This is a genomic window from Salinicoccus halitifaciens (genome assembly GCF_021026095.1).
GTDB lineage: Bacteria > Bacillota > Bacilli > Staphylococcales > Salinicoccaceae > Lacicoccus > Lacicoccus halitifaciens.
The window spans coordinates 1-17662 of the sequence record NZ_JAJNCU010000005.1 but is presented as its reverse complement, the minus strand read 5'-3'; the positions used below and the strand labels follow the sequence as shown (position 1 = coordinate 17662).

Genomic DNA, 17662 nt, shown 5'->3' with positions numbered 1-17662 from the left:
CAAAAATAAGAAAACACGCCTCACCGGCGTGCTTTGGTCAATCATTTTTCAAGCAGTGCTTCTTCCTCGTCCCGGGAATGGATTTCATTGATTATGATGACTGAATTTGCAAAATCGATCAACTGCCGGTAATCGGGCTTCTCCCTGCCCAGTTCATCCTTCATCTTACCGGCGATGACCCGCATCAGGTCATGATCGCGGATCAGATGCTGGACTTTATCATGCAGGCCGGGATCATTCTTCACCGCAATGGTGTACAGCCCCTCATCCTCTTCTTCAGTATCTGCATGGACGATGATCTTGCCCTCCACAAATTCGATGAAGGATTCGATTTCTTCGGCCAGATGATCATACTCCTTCTTCTCCAAAAGCTCCCTCATGCCTTCGATCCTTTCTTTTGCGCCGCCGAGCCCGGCGTCATGGATCGCTTTATGTGAATCGAACTTCCTCAAAGCCGGTCCTACCATCTCAAACACTCCAATCTTTTATTTTTCCAGCGGGTTCGTTGCCCACATTTCTGTGTTTTTAACGAGTGTGCGCGGGTGGATCTTCAAGTTGTTGACGATGATGTCCGCGATGTCTTCAGGCTGGGTCATGGTCTCTTCCTGCAACTTCGTGTTGCCGATCAGCGATGTGTTGACCGCAGAAGGCGTCAGGTAGGACACCCGGATGTTGTGCGGGCGCATCTCTTTCAGCAGCCCCTCGGTCATGCCGACGACGGCAAACTTCGTCGCGGAATAAAGTGACCCGCCCGGCCCGGAACGGAGCCCCGATACGGAAGCGACATTGACGACGTCGCCGCTCTTCTGCTCCACCATGCCCGGCAGCACGGCCTGCAGCATATGGTACATGCCGAAGACGTTCACCTGCATCATCTTCTCGAAATCTTCCGTCTTCGATTCAAGGAAAGGCCCACTGCCCATCATGCCGGCATTGTTGATCAGAATATCGATGGCATCGAACTTCTCCCTCACTTCTTTGACGGCTGACTGTACGCCGCCTTCATCGGAGACGTCCGCACTAATAGCGATGACTTCCACGCCTGTTTTGGCGATTTCTGATTTCGCTTCTTCCAGTGCTTTTTCGTCACGCCCCATGATGGCGACGTTGACCCCTTCTTTTGCGAGGTTCAATGCGGTATGGAAGCCGATGCCGCGGCTGCCCCCCGTGATGATTGCGTTTTTACCTTCTAAGTTCTGCATATATACACTCCATTCCTCATTTACTGCCATTGTACCAAAGCGGACACTGTCAATCATTGATAAAGCCCGTCAATTTCTATAAAATGAACTTAAGCGCTTACACTTGACGACAGGAGAGATAGGAATGGAAAAATGGCTGGAAACCGCAAGGCGGTACGATGCGGACGATCAACTCAGGAAATACAGGGATGAATTCTATATCGGTGAAAATTTATATTATATGGACGGAAACTCCCTCGGACTGATGAGCCGCCGTGCCGAGGCGAGTGTGCTGGATGTTATGGACGACTGGAAGACACTCGGCATCGACGGCTGGACGGAGGGTGAGCGGCCGTGGTTCTACATGTCAGAGCGCATCGGTGAACTGATGGCGGGCCTCGTCGGGGCAGACGCCGCGTCGGTGCTTGCGACCAATTCCACGACGGTCAACATCCATCAGACTGTAAGGACCTTGTATCAGCCGACGGAAGACAGGTATAAGATCCTGGTGGATGAACTGAATTTCCCTTCGGACATCTACGCGGTCCAGGCCGTGCTGGATGACTGTGGTCACGGCGACGGCCTGTTGAAGGCAGAGAGCCGCGACGGGCATAATCTGGAGACGGAAGACATCATCGATCTCATGGATGAGAGCGTGGCACTCATCCTGCTGCCGGCTGTGCTGTACAGGAGCGGCCAGATACTGGATATGGAGCGGCTGACGAGGGCTGCCCATGAGAAAGGGATCATCATCGGTTTTGATTTATGCCATTCAATCGGCGCGATACCGCACGAATTGAAAGACTGGGGTGTGGACTTTGCGGTATGGTGCACCTATAAACATCTGAATGGCGGTCCTGGATCCGTTGCAGGTCTCTATGTCCATCCAAAGCACCATCATAAGCAGGTCTCTTTGAAAGGCTGGTTCGGCAACAATAAAGAAAGCCAGTTCGATATGGATCATACATTCGACCCGGCGGCGGACATCAGCCAGTATCAGATCGGCACGCCCCATATACTGTCGATGGCGCCTTTACTCGGCGCGCTCGAAATATTCAATGAAGCGGGCATTGCGGATGTGAGGGAAAAATCACTGAAGCTGACCGGCTTTATGCTTGAGATGCTGGATGCCGAATTCGAAAAATACGGCTTTGAGATCGTCACACCCCGCTCAGCTGATGCGCGGGGCGGACACGTGCTCATCGGCCATGAGAATGCAGCGGGCATCAATGCGGCATTGAAATCAAGGGGCGTCATTCCCGACTTCAGGGCGCCAAGCTTTGTGAGGATTGCACCGGTCGCGCTGTACAACAGTTTCGAAGATGTTTATCATGCGCTTAAGATATTAAAAGAGATCATGGATGACGGGACCTACAAAAAATTCGGCAACCGGCGGGGTGTGGTGGCATGACATGGATCGACATCTCACAGACTCTGACGGATGACACAGCACATTGGCCGGAGGACGCACCGTTCAGTTTCGAGCTGCCGGTCACGAAGGCGGAAACGGGCTCGGTGAACATCGGGAAGATCACGACGAGCACACATACCGGCACGCATATCGATGCGCCTTTCCATTTCGATGAAGCGGGCGGCACCGTGGAAACGCTCGATATCAACCGGTATATCGGGGATGCGACGATCATTTCGGTATATGATACAGAAGTGATCACAAAACCCATGCTCTCGAGTTTTGAAATCAAAGGTACGATACTGCTCATAAAAACGCAGGATGCCTACGATACGGAGACATTCCCCGAAACGGTGCCGGTGCTGGACGGGGATGCAGTGGAATACCTTGCATCAGCCGGCATCAAGTTATTCGGCATCGATGTACCTTCCGTGGACGCCCTCGATTCGAAAGATTTAACGATACATCACAAATTGCACCAAAATGATATCATGATCATCGAGAATGTCGTGCTGGCGGGGACGCCGGACGGATTCTACGATTTCATCGCCCTGCCTTTAAAAATCAAAGGCGGAGACGGCTCGCCCGTCCGGGCGGCCGTCAAAGCCAAGGGGGAGTAGGAATGTCAGAATACCAGGACAAGACGCTGAGCGGGGAAAATGTAAAAACGGACTTCAATAAGGATATGACCTACGGGGAATATTTATCTCTGGAGCAGGTGCTGACGGCACAGAAGCCGTTATCCGATGAGCACGATGAGCAGCTGTTCATCATCATCCACCATGTTTCGGAATTATGGATGAAACTGATGATCCATGAACTGAACTCGGCAATCCAGGATATAGGGGCGGACGATTTCAGGGTGGCGTTCAAAAAACTTGCGCGGGTGGCGAACGCCCAGCAGCAGATCATCTCTTCATGGGATGTCCTTGCGACCCTGACGCCGAGCGATTACCTGAAATTCAGGGATGTGCTTGCGAATGCCTCAGGCTTCCAATCCTACCAGAACCGCATGATGGAATACTGCCTCGGCTACAAGACGACGCACGCTTTGAAGATCTATGAAAAAGATCCGGAAATATACGGACGGCTGAAACGCCAGCTCGAGACGCCGAGCATATATGATGCGACGATCCATGCGGTCCACAGGGCCGGGTTCCATATCGATAAAGCCGTGCTGGAGAGGGACGTTACAAAAGATTATGAGGCGAATGATTCGGTCAAGGAAGCGTTCAGGCAGATCTATTTGAATTCCGATGAATATTTCGTGTTATATGAACTTCTGGAGAAGCTTGTCGATATTGAGGACAGGTACAGCCAGTGGCGTTTCAGGCATATGAAGACGGTGGAGCGGATCATCGGTTTCAAGACGGGCACGGGCGGCAGTTCCGGCGTGAACTATTTGAAGCGGGTGATCGACAAATATTTCTTCAAGGAGTTATGGGAACTGCGGACCGAACTATAAAAGGAGGGACTGGATGTGGTGGATTACGGACAGACGAATATTTTCGATGATGTAATCAAAGAGGACGAGACGTTCGTCATCGTCGTGCAGGAGATCATGGATCAGCCGGGCGGCCTGCAGAAAAAGGTGCTCAGGGAATATCCAAGCCTGAAGATGGATCAGATGAAGAATTTATTTGCCCATCTGAAAGATTTCTACCTGGAGGAGGAGCTGTCCGACACGGGCAGGTACTTCGACATAACGGTATACACGAACGAGGAGTACGCAGGCGAGAACATATATGCCCATATCAAGCGGCACCGGGGCAGCAAAGGCTGGACGACGAGCACGAAATGAAGAGGGGCGGGCAGTTCCAAAAAGGACTGCCCGTCAATTTTTCTTGTCCGCATGGAATTTACAAACATATTACATTTGCATTTATATAAAAAGTTTGTGACTCTGATGATTAATATTTATAATAGAAGTGTATACATAAGTATACCTAAAATATTCGTAGCGAATCGGAGGATGTTCAAATGAGAATTATTGTAGCTGGAGGAGACGGCTTTTGTGGATGGCCGACTGCACTCTACTTATCTGAAAAGGGTCATGAAGTGACTATAGTGGACAATCTGGTCAGAAGGAAATATGATGAGGAGCTCAATTCCAACTCGGTCACGCCGATTGCATCACTGGAAGAGCGTGTTGCTAAATGGAATGAAATCACCGGCAAAGAGATCAAGGTATACGAAGGTGATTTGAATCATTATGATTTCCTGAGCCTGGTGTTCAAACAGGAGCGACCTGAAGCATTTGTACATTTTGCGGAACAGCGTTCGGCACCATACTCCATGATCGACCGCGAGCATGCTGTCTATACACATCAGAACAACGTCATCGGCAACTTGAATGTGCTGTATGCGATCAAGGAATTCGAACCGGACTGCCATCTGATCAAGCTTGGCACGATGGGTGAATACGGACAGCCGAACATTGACATCGAAGAAGGATATATCGAAGTTGAACATAAAGGCAGGAAGGATGTCCTGCCATACCCGAAACAGCCGGGCTCTTTCTACCATCTTACGAAAGTGCATGATACGGACAACATCATGTTCGCATGTAAAATCTGGGGCATCCGTGCAACGGATCTGAACCAGGGTGTCGTATACGGGCTGAACACTGAAGAGACGCTGAAGGACCCGGTCCTCGTCAACCGCCTCGACTACGATGCGATCTTCGGAACGGCATTGAACCGCTTCATCACACAGGCGGCGATCGGCCACGATATGACTGTCTACGGTGCTGGCGGCCAGACGAGAGGTTACCTGAACATCAAAGATACTGTGCGCTGTGTTGAAATTGCTGCTGAAAATCCGGCGGACAAAGGTGAGTTCAGGGTGTTCAACCAGTTCACCGAATCATTCTCCGTTCTGGAACTTGCACAAAAAGTCCAGGAAGTCGCAAAAGATCTCGGCATCGACGTAGAAGTTTCAAACGTTGAAAACCCGCGTGTCGAAAAAGAGGAACATTATTACAACGCAGTCAACACTGCACTGATCGACCTGGGTCTTGAACCGCACCTTCTGACGGACGATGTCCTGAAGGAAATCCTCGAGCACTGCCTGCAGCATAAGGACAGGATCATCGTGGATAACGTACTGCCTAAAGTCACTTGGAAATAATTAGTTGGAAAGCTGGAGGCTGCTGATGCATGAAAATCGCGATTGTAACAGAGACATTCCTGCCATCCACGGATGGCATCGTAACAAGACTGAAAAAAGCGATCGATTATTTTTTGGATGAAGGCCACGAAGTGCTGGTCATCGCTCCGGATCTCGGCGTCACGGACTACAAGGGTGCGAAAGTGACCGGCGTGAAGCCGGTCACTTTCCCTTTTTACAGATACAGGAAATGGGGTTTCCCATCACGCAAAGTCCACCGGGAGTTGAAGAAATTCGGCCCGGATGTGGTGCATGCCGTCAATCCGCTGCTGCTTGCCACGAGTGCGGTGATCGCTGCACAGAAACTGGATGTGCCGCTCGTATCTTCATACCATACCCATCTGCCGAAGTACCTTGATTTTTATTCGGTGTACAAACCGGCAAAACCCCTGCTCTGGTGGTATATCAGGCGGCAGCATAAAAATGCCGATGTCAACCTGGTCACATCACAGTCGATGTATGATGAACTCGACCGTGAAGGCGTTAAAAGGCTGTCGATCATCCCGCGCGGTGTGGATATTGAAAAGCGCCACCCGAAATTCCGTGACGAAAAGATGCGGGAGTACCTGACAGGCGGCAGGCCGGACAATAAACTGCTCGTCTTCATAGGAAGGCTTGCGATAGAAAAAGAAATACATAAGCTTTTGCCGATGCTGGAAGCAAGATCCGACATCAGTCTGGCAATCGTCGGCGACGGGCCGGCAAGGAAAGAACTTGAGAGGACGTTTGCAGGCACAGGTACGGTATTCACGGGCTTCCTGCATGGTGAGGAGCTGTCAAAAGCTTATGCATCGAGCGATGCTTTCATATTCCCGAGCATTTCGGAAACGCTCGGCCTTGTCATACTTGAAGGCATGGCATCAGGACTTCCGGTCATCGCCGCAAAAAGCGGGCCGACGATGGAGCAGGTCACCCATGGGGAAAATGGCATGCTCTTTGAAAATGAAAATCTGGACAGCCTCCTTGAAGCGGTCGAAGTGATCGATGACGAGGAGAAGTTCAACAGGATCAGGGAAGAGGCGAGGGAGGAAGCGCTCAAATACTCCTGGGAGAATGCTTCGAAACGCCTGCTCGATTATTACAAGGATGCAAGGGACAGACATTCCGTGGGCAGGAGTGACTGATTTACAGGAGGGATTCATATGAGAATGGTGGATATTATTGCGAAGAAGCGTGACGGAGAGCCGCTTACAAAAGAAGAGATCGACTTTGTGGTGGAAGGGTATACGAAGGATGAAATACCGGATTACCAAGTATCAAGCCTGATGATGGCGATCTTCTTCAATGATATGAATGATGCGGAACGTGCAGACCTCACGATGGCGATGGTGGCTTCCGGCGATCAGATCGACTTGTCGGAAATCGACGGCGTGAAAGTCGACAAGCATTCCACAGGAGGCGTCGGCGATACGACGACGCTCGTTTTGGCACCACTTGTCGCAGCACTCGGTGTGCCGGTTGCGAAGATGAGCGGACGCGGCCTCGGGCACACCGGGGGGACAATCGATAAGCTTGAAGCGGTGGAAGGGTTCCACGTGGAAATCACGGAACGTGAATTCATTGATATCGTTAACCGGGACAAAGTAGCGGTCATCGGCCAGTCGGGCAACCTGACACCGGCGGATAAAAAGCTCTATGCCCTCCGGGATGTGACGGCCACGGTCAACTCCATCCCGCTGATCGCAAGCTCCATCATGAGCAAGAAGATCGCGGCAGGTGCGGATGCCATCGTGCTTGATGTCAAAGTCGGCGACGGCGCCTTCATGAAGACGGAAGAAGACGCCGCAGAACTCGCAAAAGCGATGGTCACGATCGGCAATGATGTCGGCCGCAGGACGATGGCAATCATTTCAAGCATGGAAGAGCCGCTCGGACGCGCCATCGGCAATGCACTCGAAGTGCAGGAAGCGATAGAGACGCTGAAAGGTGAGGGGCCGGAAGATCTGACGGAACTGAGCCTCGAGCTCGGCAGCCAGATGGCGGTGCTCGGCGGCGCGGCGGAGACGCTCGAAGAGGCACGTGAGAAGCTTCAGGGCGTCATCGATGACGGCAGCGCACTTGAAAAATTCAAAGTGTTCCTCAAGAACCAGGGCGGTGACGCCTCCATCGTCGATGATGTGAGTAGACTGCCCCAGGCGGAATTCAAGTATGAAGTGGAGTCGACTGAGTCCGGATATGTCGAAGAGATCGGCTCAGAAGCGATGGGCATCGCATCCAGCATGCTCGGTGCCGGCCGTCAGACGAAAGACGATGAAATCGACCTCGCCGTCGGTCTCATGTTGAACAAAAAGGTCGGAGACCGCGTTGAGGCGGGCGAATCCCTTGTGACCATCCACAGCAACACCGAAGATGTCGAAGCCGTCAAAACGAAGGTTCTTGAAAACTACAAGATCGGCGGGGATGAAAAAGACATCCCGCTCATCCGTAAAATGATCACCGAATAATATGATGAGGAGTAAAACCATGATTGAAGAATGGATTCCGCAATATAATAAACTCACTACGGCAGAGCAGCAGCGTCTGGCTGAAACATTCGAAGCACTTGATATCGATGAGATAGAGAAAGTGTACCAGGAGGCTTATCTCAATCCGCAGCCGGTCGATATGGAGAAAATCGAGGAGATTCCATACGTTTCAGCCGAATCACTTGATGATTCCCAAAAAGAAGCGCTCGGGGAACGGGCTGAAGAGGCTGTCAGGAAAGGGGAGTTCGCCGTCCTATTGATGGCGGGCGGGCAGGGCACACGCCTTGAACATCCCGGCCCGAAGGGCACGTTCTCATTTGACGGTGTATCTTTGTTCGAGCTCCAGGCGCGCCAGCTTAAGAAGTATGAGACTGGGGAAGGCCTGCCGGTGCACTGGTACATCATGACGAGTGACATCAACCATGCTGAAACACTGGATTTCTTCAAGGTCAACGATTATTTCGGCCTGCCTGAAGAAAATGTGCACTTCTTCAAACAGGAACATTTCCCGCCTGTCGGGAAGGACAAGACACTGCTGCTGACCGCCGACAGGAAGATCATGATGACGCCGAACGGCAACGGCGGCGTGTTCTCTTCATTATATGAATCGGGCATGCTCGAAGATATGAAGGCACGCGGCGTCATGCATGTCTTCATGAACAATGTGGACAATGCGGTCGTCAAAGTGCTGGACCCTCTGCTTGCCGGCCTGCATCTGGAGGAAGGCAGCGAGGTGACATCGAAATCAATCGTCCCGAAACCCGGTGAGAGTGTCGGCCGATTGAGCCTTGTGGACGGTGCCAAGGCGGTGGTCGAGTATACGGAACTGCCTGAAGGGACGGACCGCGAATTCCTGAACGGAAATATCGGCATCCATATTTTCACAACGGATTTTCTGGACAAGGCCGGAAAAGTCGAGATGCCTTATCATCTTGCTTTGAAGAAGCTTGAATTCCTCGATGCAGAACTTGATGAAGTGAAAGAGGAAGTGCTGAAGTTCGAGAAGTTTTATTTCGATGCTTTCAAGCATGCAGAATCCCACCATACGCTGCAGGTGGACAGGAAGGGCGAATTTTCGCCGCTTAAAAACAAAGAAGGTAAAGACAGCATAGAAACGGCGTATCATGACCTTAAATCCGAAGGACTGATCTGATGGCTAAAAATGACGGGACGGTCAAGGCATACAACGAGAAAGCGCACAAGAGCACGATGCGCCATATGATCCCGTTATCTTTCGGGGAGGAAGTCGGCAACAGTGTGAGTCACGGGGTGGCGGCGATCATCTTCATCATGCTGCTGCCGTTCACATCCGTGTACATGTACCTGGAGGGCGGGACGGCGCATGCCGTCGGCGGATCCATCTATGTCATCAGCATACTGTTCATGTTCCTCACCTCGACGCTGTACCACTCCGTGCCGCACAACACCAGGCACAAATACATCATGCGCCTGCTTGACCACAGTCTGATCTACGTTGCAATCGCAGGTACATACACACCGATCGCAATTTCCGTCATCGGCGGGTTCTGGGGGACTTTCACACTCATCATCCAATGGACCGCGGCCGTGGGCGGCATACTGTATAAAGTGTTGAGCCCGAAAGTCAGCTCCAGGGTCAGCATGATCTTTTATCTTCTGATGGGCTGGATGGCCGTATTGTTCGCGCCGCTGATCATCAGTGAGACGAACTGGGTATTCATCAGCCTGATTGCGCTCGGGGGCATCAGTTATACGGTGGGTGCATGGTTTTATTCTCAGAAAGAGCGTAAATACTTTCATATGATATGGCATTTCTTCATCATCGCTGCAAGTGCAATGCATTACGTCGCCATCGTATTTTATATTTAATGAGGATTAACCTTCACATTTCCAATCAGTTTGTTAAGATGAAGCCTGGGTCAAAAATATTTATGGAGTTGATTTGATGAAGATTGTCTTTTACGGTGCAGGAAACATGGCAAGTGCGATTTTTATCGGCATGATAGAAAATCGTGTTGTCGAGCCTTCTGATATATACTTGACCAGCAGAAGCATGCAGGAGAAAATCATGTTCTTTAAAGAAAAACTGGGCGTCAACGTTTCTTATGATGACCAGGAATTGCTGAAAGATGCAGATTACGTGATACTCGCGAGTAAACCGCAGAGTTTTCCTGCTGTTGCGGAACGGATCAGGCCGTATCTTGAACCGAAGACAAAAGTCGTTTCAGTCATGGCAGGGACCCAGATCAAGACAATCCGGCGGGAACTCAAAACTGAAAACCCGATTGCGAGAATCATGCCGAATACCAATGCAATGGTCCGCCATTCAGTGAACGGCATATCATATTCCGAAAACTTTACGGACAGGGATGAACTGATAGAACTGATGGAGAGTTTCGGCACCACCGTCACTGTCGGGGAAGATGAGATGCATAACATCACCGCTGCGACGGGCTCAGGTTCCGCTTTCCTCTATTATATATATGAAATGTATGCAGAAAGCCTGATGGAACTCGGCTTCGATGAAGAAGAGGCGATGTTTTTGACAAGGAACCTCGTCATCGGTGCAGGCAAGATGGTCGAAGATTCAGAGCTGTCCTTCAGTGATCTGCGTAAGAATATCACGTCGAAGCACGGTACGACGGAAGCAGGCCTCAATGCCCTGGACGGCGAGGGCCTGAAGAAGATATTGGTCACGACCCTGAATGCTGCAGCAAGCCGCAGCGAAGAGCTGAGCCAGGATGAGGATGAATGATAAGCGATACTTCATATTACAGTTAATATGAAGTATTTTTTTAAGGAGGCAGTCTATGAAGACATTATATAAAAACGGCAGGATATACAGCATGGCTTCTCATGATGAAGTGTTTGAAAGCATCCTGACAGAGGACGGCAGGGTGATTGCAGTGGATCCGGGGGATGTGGACGCTGACCGGGTGATCGATCTTGGGGGCGGTGCGATGCTGCCCGGGCTGAACGATACGCACCTCCATCTCGTGATGGTGGGCAAAAGGCTGAAGTCGCTTGTTTTATACGATGAAGACGATGTGGATCGTGTAAAAGAACTGATTAAAAATCACAGCTCCGACCGCAAGTGGGATATGATACTCGGATATGATGAGAATAACTTCAAAGATGCATACCGGATCAACCGTCATGAGCTGGACGAACTGACGGATAAGCCGACACTCATAGCCAGGGTCTGCCAGCATGCAGGCATCGTCAACACTAAAGCCCTTGAAGCCCTCGGCATCGATGCTTCGGTGGAAGATCCCGAAGGCGGTTCATATGAACGGGATGAAAACGGTGAACTGACAGGCTGGGTGTATGATACGGCCTTCGATAAATTCAGGGCGGCCCAGGTGGAAGACACAATCGAATCGGTCAGCGATGACATCACGGTCGCGGTTGAACACCTGTATACACTCGGTGTTACAGGCGTACATACCGAAGATATGGCATATTACGGTGAAAATGATGTGCCGCTGAATGCCTACTTGAACACGATCGGCGAGGATGCTTTGAAGTTCAGGGTGAACCTGCTCAGGCATGAGTCCGTTTATGAAGAGATGGTGGAGAAAGATCCGAAATATAAAAAGGACTGGGTAGAGAAAGATGCGATGAAAATATTCGCAGACGGCGCCTTCGGCGGCCGGACCGCCCTGATGAAAGAACCGTATGAAGACAGTGATGAGAGTGGTCTTAGGATACATAAGAGTGAAAACCTGGGAGCGCTCGTCCAAAAAGCGAGGCGGAACGGGGACGCGGTCGCTGTCCATGTGATCGGTGACAGGGCAGTCGAGATGGTGCTCGATGCGATTGAGAAATATCCTGCACCGGAAGGGCTGCACGACCGCCTCATCCATGTCAGCCTGCTCGATGAGGATTTGATTGAACGCATGTCCAGACTGAGTGTCATCTGCGATGTCCAGCCGACGTTCCTGACATCCGACATGCCGTGGGTGGAGGACTATATCGGTGAAGAACGTGCTGCACGGCTCTATAATTTCAAGACGATGCAGGACAACGGGCTGCTGCTCGGCGGTGGATCGGATGCACCAATCGAGGATGTCAATCCGCTTCCGGGCATCCATGCGCTGGTTACACGGGAAGGCAAAACGGGTGTATATAATGAAGGGGAAAGGGTCGGCGTCTTCCAGGCATTCCAAATGTATACCAAGAATGCGGCGGAAATCGTCTACCGCGGGGACCGTTCAGGCCTGATCAAAGAAGGCTACTATGCGGATTTCGCAGTGTTCGACCGGGATGTCATGAACATTGAAGCGGACGAATTGCTGGAGGCGGAAGTTTTATATACGATTATAGAAGATGAAGTGGTTTATCAAAAAGGAGGAATTTAAGTGACATTAAAAGTTGGTATTTTTGGTGCCGGACACGGCGGAGTGACGGCTGCGGCCGATTTGACGAAAAAAGGGTACACGGTTACGCTTTATCAGTCCCCGGATTCGAAAAGTGATTTGAGCAAACTGAGTGAAAGCAATGAAATCATTTTGAACGGGGAACCGGTCAAAATACATGCATTCACCCGTGATGTGAAAGAAGCGGTCAGTGGACAGGATGTACTGATGCTCGCAATCCCCGCACCAGCTGTGGAAAAAGTGGCTGAGAACATCGGCCCGCATATCGAAGACGGACAGCACATCTACATCAACAGTGCGAGTGCCATGTGCAGCATCAGGTTCCGTAATGTGATGGACAAACTGGGCATCGACAAAGACATCAAAGTGGGCGAATCCATGTCGCTGACATATGCTTCAAGGTATAATGCAGAAACGAATGAAGCAAACCTGATCGGCTACAATAAATACAACCTCTTTGCGGCCTACCCGGCCAAAGATACCGATGAGATGCTGGAAGTCCTCGGCGGAATGTATGATTTCGTCAAAGCGGACACCATCATTGAAGTCACTTTGAATAACGGCAACCCGGAAAGCCATCCCGGTCCGTCAATCCTCAATGCGGGCCGCATCGACTATGCCGGCGACAGTTTCTACTTATACAAGGAAGGCATCACTGAACATACGGTCAACGTGGTGCACAAGATAGATGAGGAACGTCAGGAAATATGCAGGAAGCTCGGCTATGACGCGGTCGACAAATCGGCGCGCAGCGTGCGCAGCGGATACTTCGAAGAAGGCAAGCCACTGCTGAAGCAGTTCAATGAATCCCCGATGCTCAGGGATATACTCGGTCCGACACATCTGGAAAACCGTTATATCACCGAAGACGTCGAAAGCGGCCTCGTCCTGTGGGCAAGCATCGGTGATGCGGTCGGTGTGGAGACGCCGGTGATGGATGCGGTCATCACACTGACGGGCGTCCTTCTTGAGAGGGACTACTTTAAAATCGGCCTTACACTGGACAAGCTCGGCATCGAGATCAAAGACGCCGAAGAACTGAACCAGGTCATGACCGGATGAACGAAACAACAAAAAACCCGTACGCAGTCCCTAAGGGACGGTGTACGGGTTTTTCATGTGTGAACTTTTTATTCAATATCTTTTTTATAATATTTGCCTTCAGTATGGAAGAATTCGTTGTACAGCTGAATAATTTTAGGTGACAACAGCAGCACCGCAATCAAGTTCGGCAACACTACAAAGAACAGTGTGAGGTCGAGCAGTGACCATAAGAAGGTCGCCCCGCCGACAGCACCGATAACGATTGAAATGATGTAGACGACCTTGATGGCCGTTCCGGCCCATAATCCGAATAAAAACTCCGCCTGCCTTGCGCCGTAAAAGATGACGACTGTGATTGTGGAGAAGACGAATAATACTAAAGCCAAGGCCACCACGCTGCTGCCGATGGTGTCGAATGTCTCCTCGAACGCGCGTGCAGTCAGTGCTTCACGTACGCTGTCCTCATGAGCGTCGCCGTGCTGCCATACACCTGTAATCAATACGACGAATCCGGTGATGGTACAGATGATGAGTGTGTCGACGACAATCTGGATGACCGCCCAGAACGCCTGCCTGATTGGGTGGTCGGTCTGTGCAGCCGCATGGGCGATCGGTGATGTACCGAGCCCGGCTTCGTTACTGTATATGCCGCGCGCAAATCCCCAGCGGATTGATTCCGCGAGGACCACACCGGCGCCTCCGCCGAGCGCGGCGGTCGGATTGAAAGCTTCCGTGAAGATAAGTGCGAAAATTTCAGGCACCATATCAACATGGATGAAAATGATGATGAGCCCTGCGATGATATATAATAAAGCCATCACAGGAACGAGATAGGAAGTGACCCGGCCGATGCGCCTGACGCCGCCGAAAACGACGATGCCCGCGAATATGGCGATGAATATGCCGGTGAATATCGGTGGTATGGAGAAGCTGTCGGTGATGGTGCTTGCAACGGAGTTGCTCTGCACCATGATGCTCGGTATCAGTTCTATCATCAGGAAGAACGCGTACCAGACGGCGAGGATCTTCCCGATCATCGGCCATTTGATTCCTTTCTGCATGTAGTACATGGGACCGCCGACATATTCCCCGAGGGCGTTTTTCTCACGGTAATGGACACCGAGTGCGGTTTCCCCGAATTTCAGGGCCATGCCGATGAAAGCGATGACCCACATCCAGAACAATGCGCCCGGGCCCCCGAGCATGATTGCAACAGGCACCCCGACGATGTTGGCGGCACCGATTGTGGAAGACAGCGCGATGGTCAGTGTCTGAAACGGTGTGACGGTCCCCTTGCCCCGCGTCTTTTTACCGACCTGTCCGATGGTCTGCTGAAATATGTAAAGCGGTCTTCTGAACTGGAAGAATTTCAGCCGGAATGTCAGATACACACTCACGACCAAAAGTGCAATGATGATCGGGTAACCCCAGAGGAAGTCGGATATTGTTGTAATCATTTCCATACATCTCATCCCCAATATTTAGTTTTTTTGGAACTTAAATAAATATTATTAGAACTAAAGGCAAAAGGCAATATGAAGTTAGAATATTTTAAATTCTTCAATGGAGGTTTTTTCCGTTTGATGAGATGGATGATAAAGAAAAATTCGTGGACTTATCATAAATTCAAGGTTAATTCTTAAATTATTATATAGTGGTTATGTTATGATTATTATATTGAATTTTACAGACAAAGGAGTAATACAATGCTATCAAATAAAGAAGTAGAAGAGCTTCTCGGTGAAATCAACGATCCAATACTGAATGTCCCTCTGAAGGACACTGAAGGGATCGTCGAAGTCAAGGTGAAAGAAGAGAAGGAACACGTCAGTGTCAAGCTTGCCATTGGACGCATGGGCGGCCAGGAACAGCTGGACCTGCAGATGACGGTGGTCGACCTGCTCAAAGAAAAAGGTTTTGCCACAGTCGGGATCCGCTTTGAGGAGTTGGAAGATGACCTGATCAATGAGCACAGGGGCAGCGAAGCCTCCGAGATAGAAAGCAAGATCAACGACGGCAAGACGGAGTTCATTGCCATCGCTTCCGGCAAAGGCGGCGTCGGCAAATCGACGGTTGCGGTCAACATTGCCGTCTCACTTGCAAATGCCGGCAAAAAAGTCGGCATCATCGATGCGGATATATACGGGTTCAGTGTACCGGATATGATGGGTATAATGGAGAAACCTGCCGTTGAAGGGGAAAAGATCATCCCTGTAAACCGTTACGGCGTTCAAGTCATCTCCATGGCGTTCTTCGTGGAGGAGAACACACCTGTCATCTGGCGCGGGCCGATGCTCGGTAAAATGCTGACGAGCTTCTTCAATGAAGTGCAGTGGGGCGAACTGGACTATCTGATCCTCGACCTGCCGCCTGGAACAGGCGACATCGCACTTGATGTCCATCAGATGCTCCCGTCCAGTAAAGAAATCATCGTCACGACACCGCATCCTACTGCAGCATTCGTTGCAGCACGTGCAGGTTCCATGGCACTTCATACTGACCATGAAATCATCGGTGTCATTGAAAACATGAGCTACTTCGAAAGTGAAACGACAGGTCAGAGAGAGTACGTATTCGGTACGGGCGGTGGAGAAAAGCTCGCCGCAGACCTCGAAGTGCCACTGCTCGGACAAGTGCCGCTCGGTCAGCCGAAGTGGGATCACGACGATTTCGCACCATCCATCTATAAAGAAGGCGAAATCAGCGAGATCTACAGAAATATAGCCAACAACATCATCGAACAGAGTAATGACTAGTAGGAGAAAGTGTCATGACATCAAAATATCTGGTTAAGTTTTATTTTACTACTTTACTCATCGGGACGGTCATATCGACCGTCATCAGCCTGATCCTGGAATATGAAAATGTCACGAGTTACCTGTTCAGAGGTGAAATCGGTGAATTTCTGGCAGGTCTGGTCTGGTTCATCACCTTCGGTCTGTTGATAGCGACGATCAGTCAGGTGGCATTTTTCGTATACCTGTTCGTCCATCCGCTTGGTATGGGGATATTCAGAAGTTTCTGGCCGTACATCCAGCTGCTGCTCATAATCTATGCAATCTTTGACCTCTTCTATTTCAGGTTTTATGAAGTGGGTGTGGATCAGGGTTCCGTTTGGGGCTTCATGTGGATACCGATCATGATGATTGTATTCGGTGTCCTTGTGGCAAGGTATAAGAATCAGCAGGTCAAAGAGGCGAACGTCTTCATACCTTCATTATTCTTCATGGTTTTCATCACAGCGATCACAATGATACCTTTCATTGTGGTGGATGACACGTCCTGGATTTTCAGATCCGTATTCGCAATCCTTGTGATGAATGCATATCAGCTTATCAAGCTGCCGGACTACATAGAGGCATCACAGCAGGAGAAGGAGGCACGCGGAAGGATCACCAAAAGTGATATCAATGATAAGAAGCGTGCGGAACTGAGAAAAGAGCGGGATGATAAAGCCCGTCAGGAAAAAATTGCAAAGCAACAGAAGAAGAAAGCGAAAAACGATGAGAAGAAGGCGGTCAAGAACCGCAAAAGGGGCAGCGTCAAAGAACGGTGACATGCCTTACGCCCGGTGCCTCTGCAGGCGCCGGGCGGTTTTTTATATACAGCGGAAGAAGAGATCAAGAGGGTGGTTTGTAAAAGTACAATAAAAGATGTGGGGAAGTTGTTGACGTTCATCCGGAAACTTGGTATTCTATAAAAGTCGCTTAAAGAGCTAAGCAACGCAGCAGAAAATCAAATATTAATTTTGTTAAATTCATATTAAATTACTGTTGCAAAGAAATAAAAGCTATGTTAAGATATTTAAGCAACACAGCAAAAAAACAAAACACTAAAGAACATTGAAAACTGAATGACAATATGTCAACGTTAATTCCGATAAAAGAAGTCTTCCATTATGGAAGCAGTTGAGGCGGACAACTCAAAACGCAATTGATACTGTCAGTATCATAACGAGCTCAAGATGAGCTTTCCATTTATGGAGAGTTTGATCCTGGCTCAGGATGAACGCTGGCGGCGTGCCTAATACATGCA

At 50.2% G+C, this 17662-nt stretch carries 17 protein-coding genes and 1 rRNA gene; 15 read left to right on the top strand and 3 right to left on the bottom strand.

What is annotated here, in order from left to right; all coding sequences use genetic code 11:
* Positions 1–41: 41 nt before the first annotated feature.
* Both LPW40_RS10105 and LPW40_RS10100 read right to left on the bottom strand, forming a co-directional pair.
* A complete protein-coding gene (locus LPW40_RS10105) occupies positions 42–467 on the bottom strand; it encodes a hypothetical protein (RefSeq protein WP_230822137.1) in 426 nt (141 codons plus the stop codon).
* Positions 468–485: 18 nt separating this feature from the next.
* Positions 486–1232 (bottom strand): 3-ketoacyl-ACP reductase, encoded by a 747-nt coding sequence (locus LPW40_RS10100; protein WP_230822136.1) that lies wholly within the window; start codon positions 1230–1232, stop codon positions 486–488.
* 94 nt (positions 1233–1326) lie between these two features.
* On the opposite strand from LPW40_RS10100, the gene kynU reads away from it, so the two are divergent.
* The 12 genes from kynU (at position 1327) to LPW40_RS13710 (ending at position 13645) form a co-directional block, all read left to right on the top strand.
* The gene (gene kynU, locus LPW40_RS10095) at positions 1327–2592 is read left to right on the top strand and encodes a kynureninase (protein ID WP_230822135.1); all 1266 of its coding nucleotides are present in this window, start codon (positions 1327–1329) and stop codon (positions 2590–2592) included.
* Complete coding sequence (locus LPW40_RS10090) at positions 2589–3212, top strand: cyclase family protein (protein WP_230822134.1); 624 nt, start codon at positions 2589–2591, stop codon at positions 3210–3212. The genes kynU and LPW40_RS10090 overlap by 4 nt, the downstream gene beginning before the upstream one ends.
* Before the next feature lie 2 nt (positions 3213–3214).
* Positions 3215–4057, top strand: coding sequence for a tryptophan 2,3-dioxygenase (locus LPW40_RS10085; protein WP_097040981.1), 843 nt, complete (start codon positions 3215–3217; stop codon positions 4055–4057).
* A gap of 15 nt (positions 4058–4072) precedes the next feature.
* On the top strand, positions 4073–4393 hold the full coding sequence (locus LPW40_RS10080; RefSeq protein WP_097040983.1) for a hypothetical protein: 321 nt from the start codon (positions 4073–4075) through the stop codon (positions 4391–4393).
* A gap of 179 nt (positions 4394–4572) precedes the next feature.
* Positions 4573–5721, top strand: coding sequence for an NAD-dependent epimerase/dehydratase family protein (locus LPW40_RS10075; protein ID WP_230822133.1), 1149 nt, complete (start codon positions 4573–4575; stop codon positions 5719–5721).
* 29 nt (positions 5722–5750) lie between these two features.
* Positions 5751–6884, top strand: coding sequence for a glycosyltransferase family 4 protein (locus LPW40_RS10070; protein WP_230822132.1), 1134 nt, complete (start codon positions 5751–5753; stop codon positions 6882–6884).
* An 18-nt stretch (positions 6885–6902) separates the two neighbouring features.
* A complete protein-coding gene (locus LPW40_RS10065; RefSeq protein WP_230822131.1) occupies positions 6903–8204 on the top strand; it encodes a pyrimidine-nucleoside phosphorylase in 1302 nt (433 codons plus the stop codon).
* Between the two features lie 19 nt (positions 8205–8223).
* On the top strand, positions 8224–9378 hold the full coding sequence (locus LPW40_RS10060; RefSeq protein WP_230822130.1) for a UTP--glucose-1-phosphate uridylyltransferase: 1155 nt from the start codon (positions 8224–8226) through the stop codon (positions 9376–9378).
* The gene (gene trhA, locus LPW40_RS10055; protein WP_230822129.1) at positions 9378–10073 is read left to right on the top strand and encodes a PAQR family membrane homeostasis protein TrhA; all 696 of its coding nucleotides are present in this window, start codon (positions 9378–9380) and stop codon (positions 10071–10073) included. The genes LPW40_RS10060 and trhA overlap by 1 nt, the downstream gene beginning before the upstream one ends.
* 76 nt (positions 10074–10149) lie before the next feature.
* The gene (gene proC / locus LPW40_RS10050) at positions 10150–10959 is read left to right on the top strand and encodes a pyrroline-5-carboxylate reductase (RefSeq protein ID WP_230822128.1); all 810 of its coding nucleotides are present in this window, start codon (positions 10150–10152) and stop codon (positions 10957–10959) included.
* A 55-nt stretch (positions 10960–11014) separates the two neighbouring features.
* Positions 11015–12565 carry an amidohydrolase gene (locus LPW40_RS10045; RefSeq protein WP_230822127.1) on the top strand — a complete coding sequence of 517 codons (1551 nt, stop codon included), beginning with the start codon at positions 11015–11017 and terminating at the stop codon, positions 12563–12565.
* Positions 12566–13645 (top strand): NAD/NADP-dependent octopine/nopaline dehydrogenase family protein, encoded by a 1080-nt coding sequence (locus LPW40_RS13710; RefSeq protein ID WP_230822126.1) that lies wholly within the window; start codon positions 12566–12568, stop codon positions 13643–13645.
* 68 nt (positions 13646–13713) lie between these two features.
* Here the strand turns inward: LPW40_RS13710 and LPW40_RS10035 are convergent, their stop codons facing one another.
* Positions 13714–15090, bottom strand: coding sequence for an alanine/glycine:cation symporter family protein (locus LPW40_RS10035; protein WP_230822125.1), 1377 nt, complete (start codon positions 15088–15090; stop codon positions 13714–13716).
* Positions 15091–15333: 243 nt separating this feature from the next.
* On the opposite strand from LPW40_RS10035, the gene LPW40_RS10030 reads away from it, so the two are divergent.
* From LPW40_RS10030 to LPW40_RS10020, 3 genes are all read left to right on the top strand, one after another.
* On the top strand, positions 15334–16383 hold the full coding sequence (locus tag LPW40_RS10030) for an Mrp/NBP35 family ATP-binding protein (protein WP_230822124.1): 1050 nt from the start codon (positions 15334–15336) through the stop codon (positions 16381–16383).
* 14 nt (positions 16384–16397) lie between these two features.
* Positions 16398–17183: a KinB-signaling pathway activation protein gene (locus tag LPW40_RS10025; protein WP_230822123.1), complete on the top strand. Its 786-nt coding sequence runs from the start codon at positions 16398–16400 to the stop codon at positions 17181–17183.
* 420 nt (positions 17184–17603) lie between these two features.
* Positions 17604–17662 (top strand): 16S ribosomal RNA (locus tag LPW40_RS10020); the annotation flags it as partial.

Excerpts from the sequence above, each read along its gene's own strand:
- LPW40_RS10075 (WP_230822133.1), top strand. The coding sequence starts at position 4,573 with ATGAGAATTATTGTAGCTGGAGGAGACGGCTTTTGTGGATGGCCGACT.
- kynU (WP_230822135.1), top strand. The coding sequence starts at position 1,327 with ATGGAAAAATGGCTGGAAACCGCAAGGCGGTACGATGCGGACGATCAA.
- LPW40_RS10060 (WP_230822130.1), top strand. The coding sequence starts at position 8,224 with ATGATTGAAGAATGGATTCCGCAATATAATAAACTCACTACGGCAGAG.
- LPW40_RS10065 (WP_230822131.1), top strand. The coding sequence starts at position 6,903 with ATGAGAATGGTGGATATTATTGCGAAGAAGCGTGACGGAGAGCCGCTT.
- LPW40_RS10035 (WP_230822125.1), bottom strand. The coding sequence starts at position 15,090 with ATGGAAATGATTACAACAATATCCGACTTCCTCTGGGGTTACCCGATC.
- proC (WP_230822128.1), top strand. The coding sequence starts at position 10,150 with ATGAAGATTGTCTTTTACGGTGCAGGAAACATGGCAAGTGCGATTTTT.
- LPW40_RS10045 (WP_230822127.1), top strand. The coding sequence starts at position 11,015 with ATGAAGACATTATATAAAAACGGCAGGATATACAGCATGGCTTCTCAT.
- LPW40_RS10025 (WP_230822123.1), top strand. The coding sequence starts at position 16,398 with ATGACATCAAAATATCTGGTTAAGTTTTATTTTACTACTTTACTCATC.
- trhA (WP_230822129.1), top strand. The coding sequence starts at position 9,378 with ATGGCTAAAAATGACGGGACGGTCAAGGCATACAACGAGAAAGCGCAC.
- LPW40_RS10030 (WP_230822124.1), top strand. The coding sequence starts at position 15,334 with ATGCTATCAAATAAAGAAGTAGAAGAGCTTCTCGGTGAAATCAACGAT.
- LPW40_RS10070 (WP_230822132.1), top strand. The coding sequence starts at position 5,751 with ATGAAAATCGCGATTGTAACAGAGACATTCCTGCCATCCACGGATGGC.
- LPW40_RS10100 (WP_230822136.1), bottom strand. The coding sequence starts at position 1,232 with ATGGCAGTAAATGAGGAATGGAGTGTATATATGCAGAACTTAGAAGGT.
- LPW40_RS10105 (WP_230822137.1), bottom strand. The coding sequence starts at position 467 with ATGGTAGGACCGGCTTTGAGGAAGTTCGATTCACATAAAGCGATCCAT.
- LPW40_RS10085 (WP_097040981.1), top strand. The coding sequence starts at position 3,215 with ATGTCAGAATACCAGGACAAGACGCTGAGCGGGGAAAATGTAAAAACG.
- LPW40_RS10090 (WP_230822134.1), top strand. The coding sequence starts at position 2,589 with ATGACATGGATCGACATCTCACAGACTCTGACGGATGACACAGCACAT.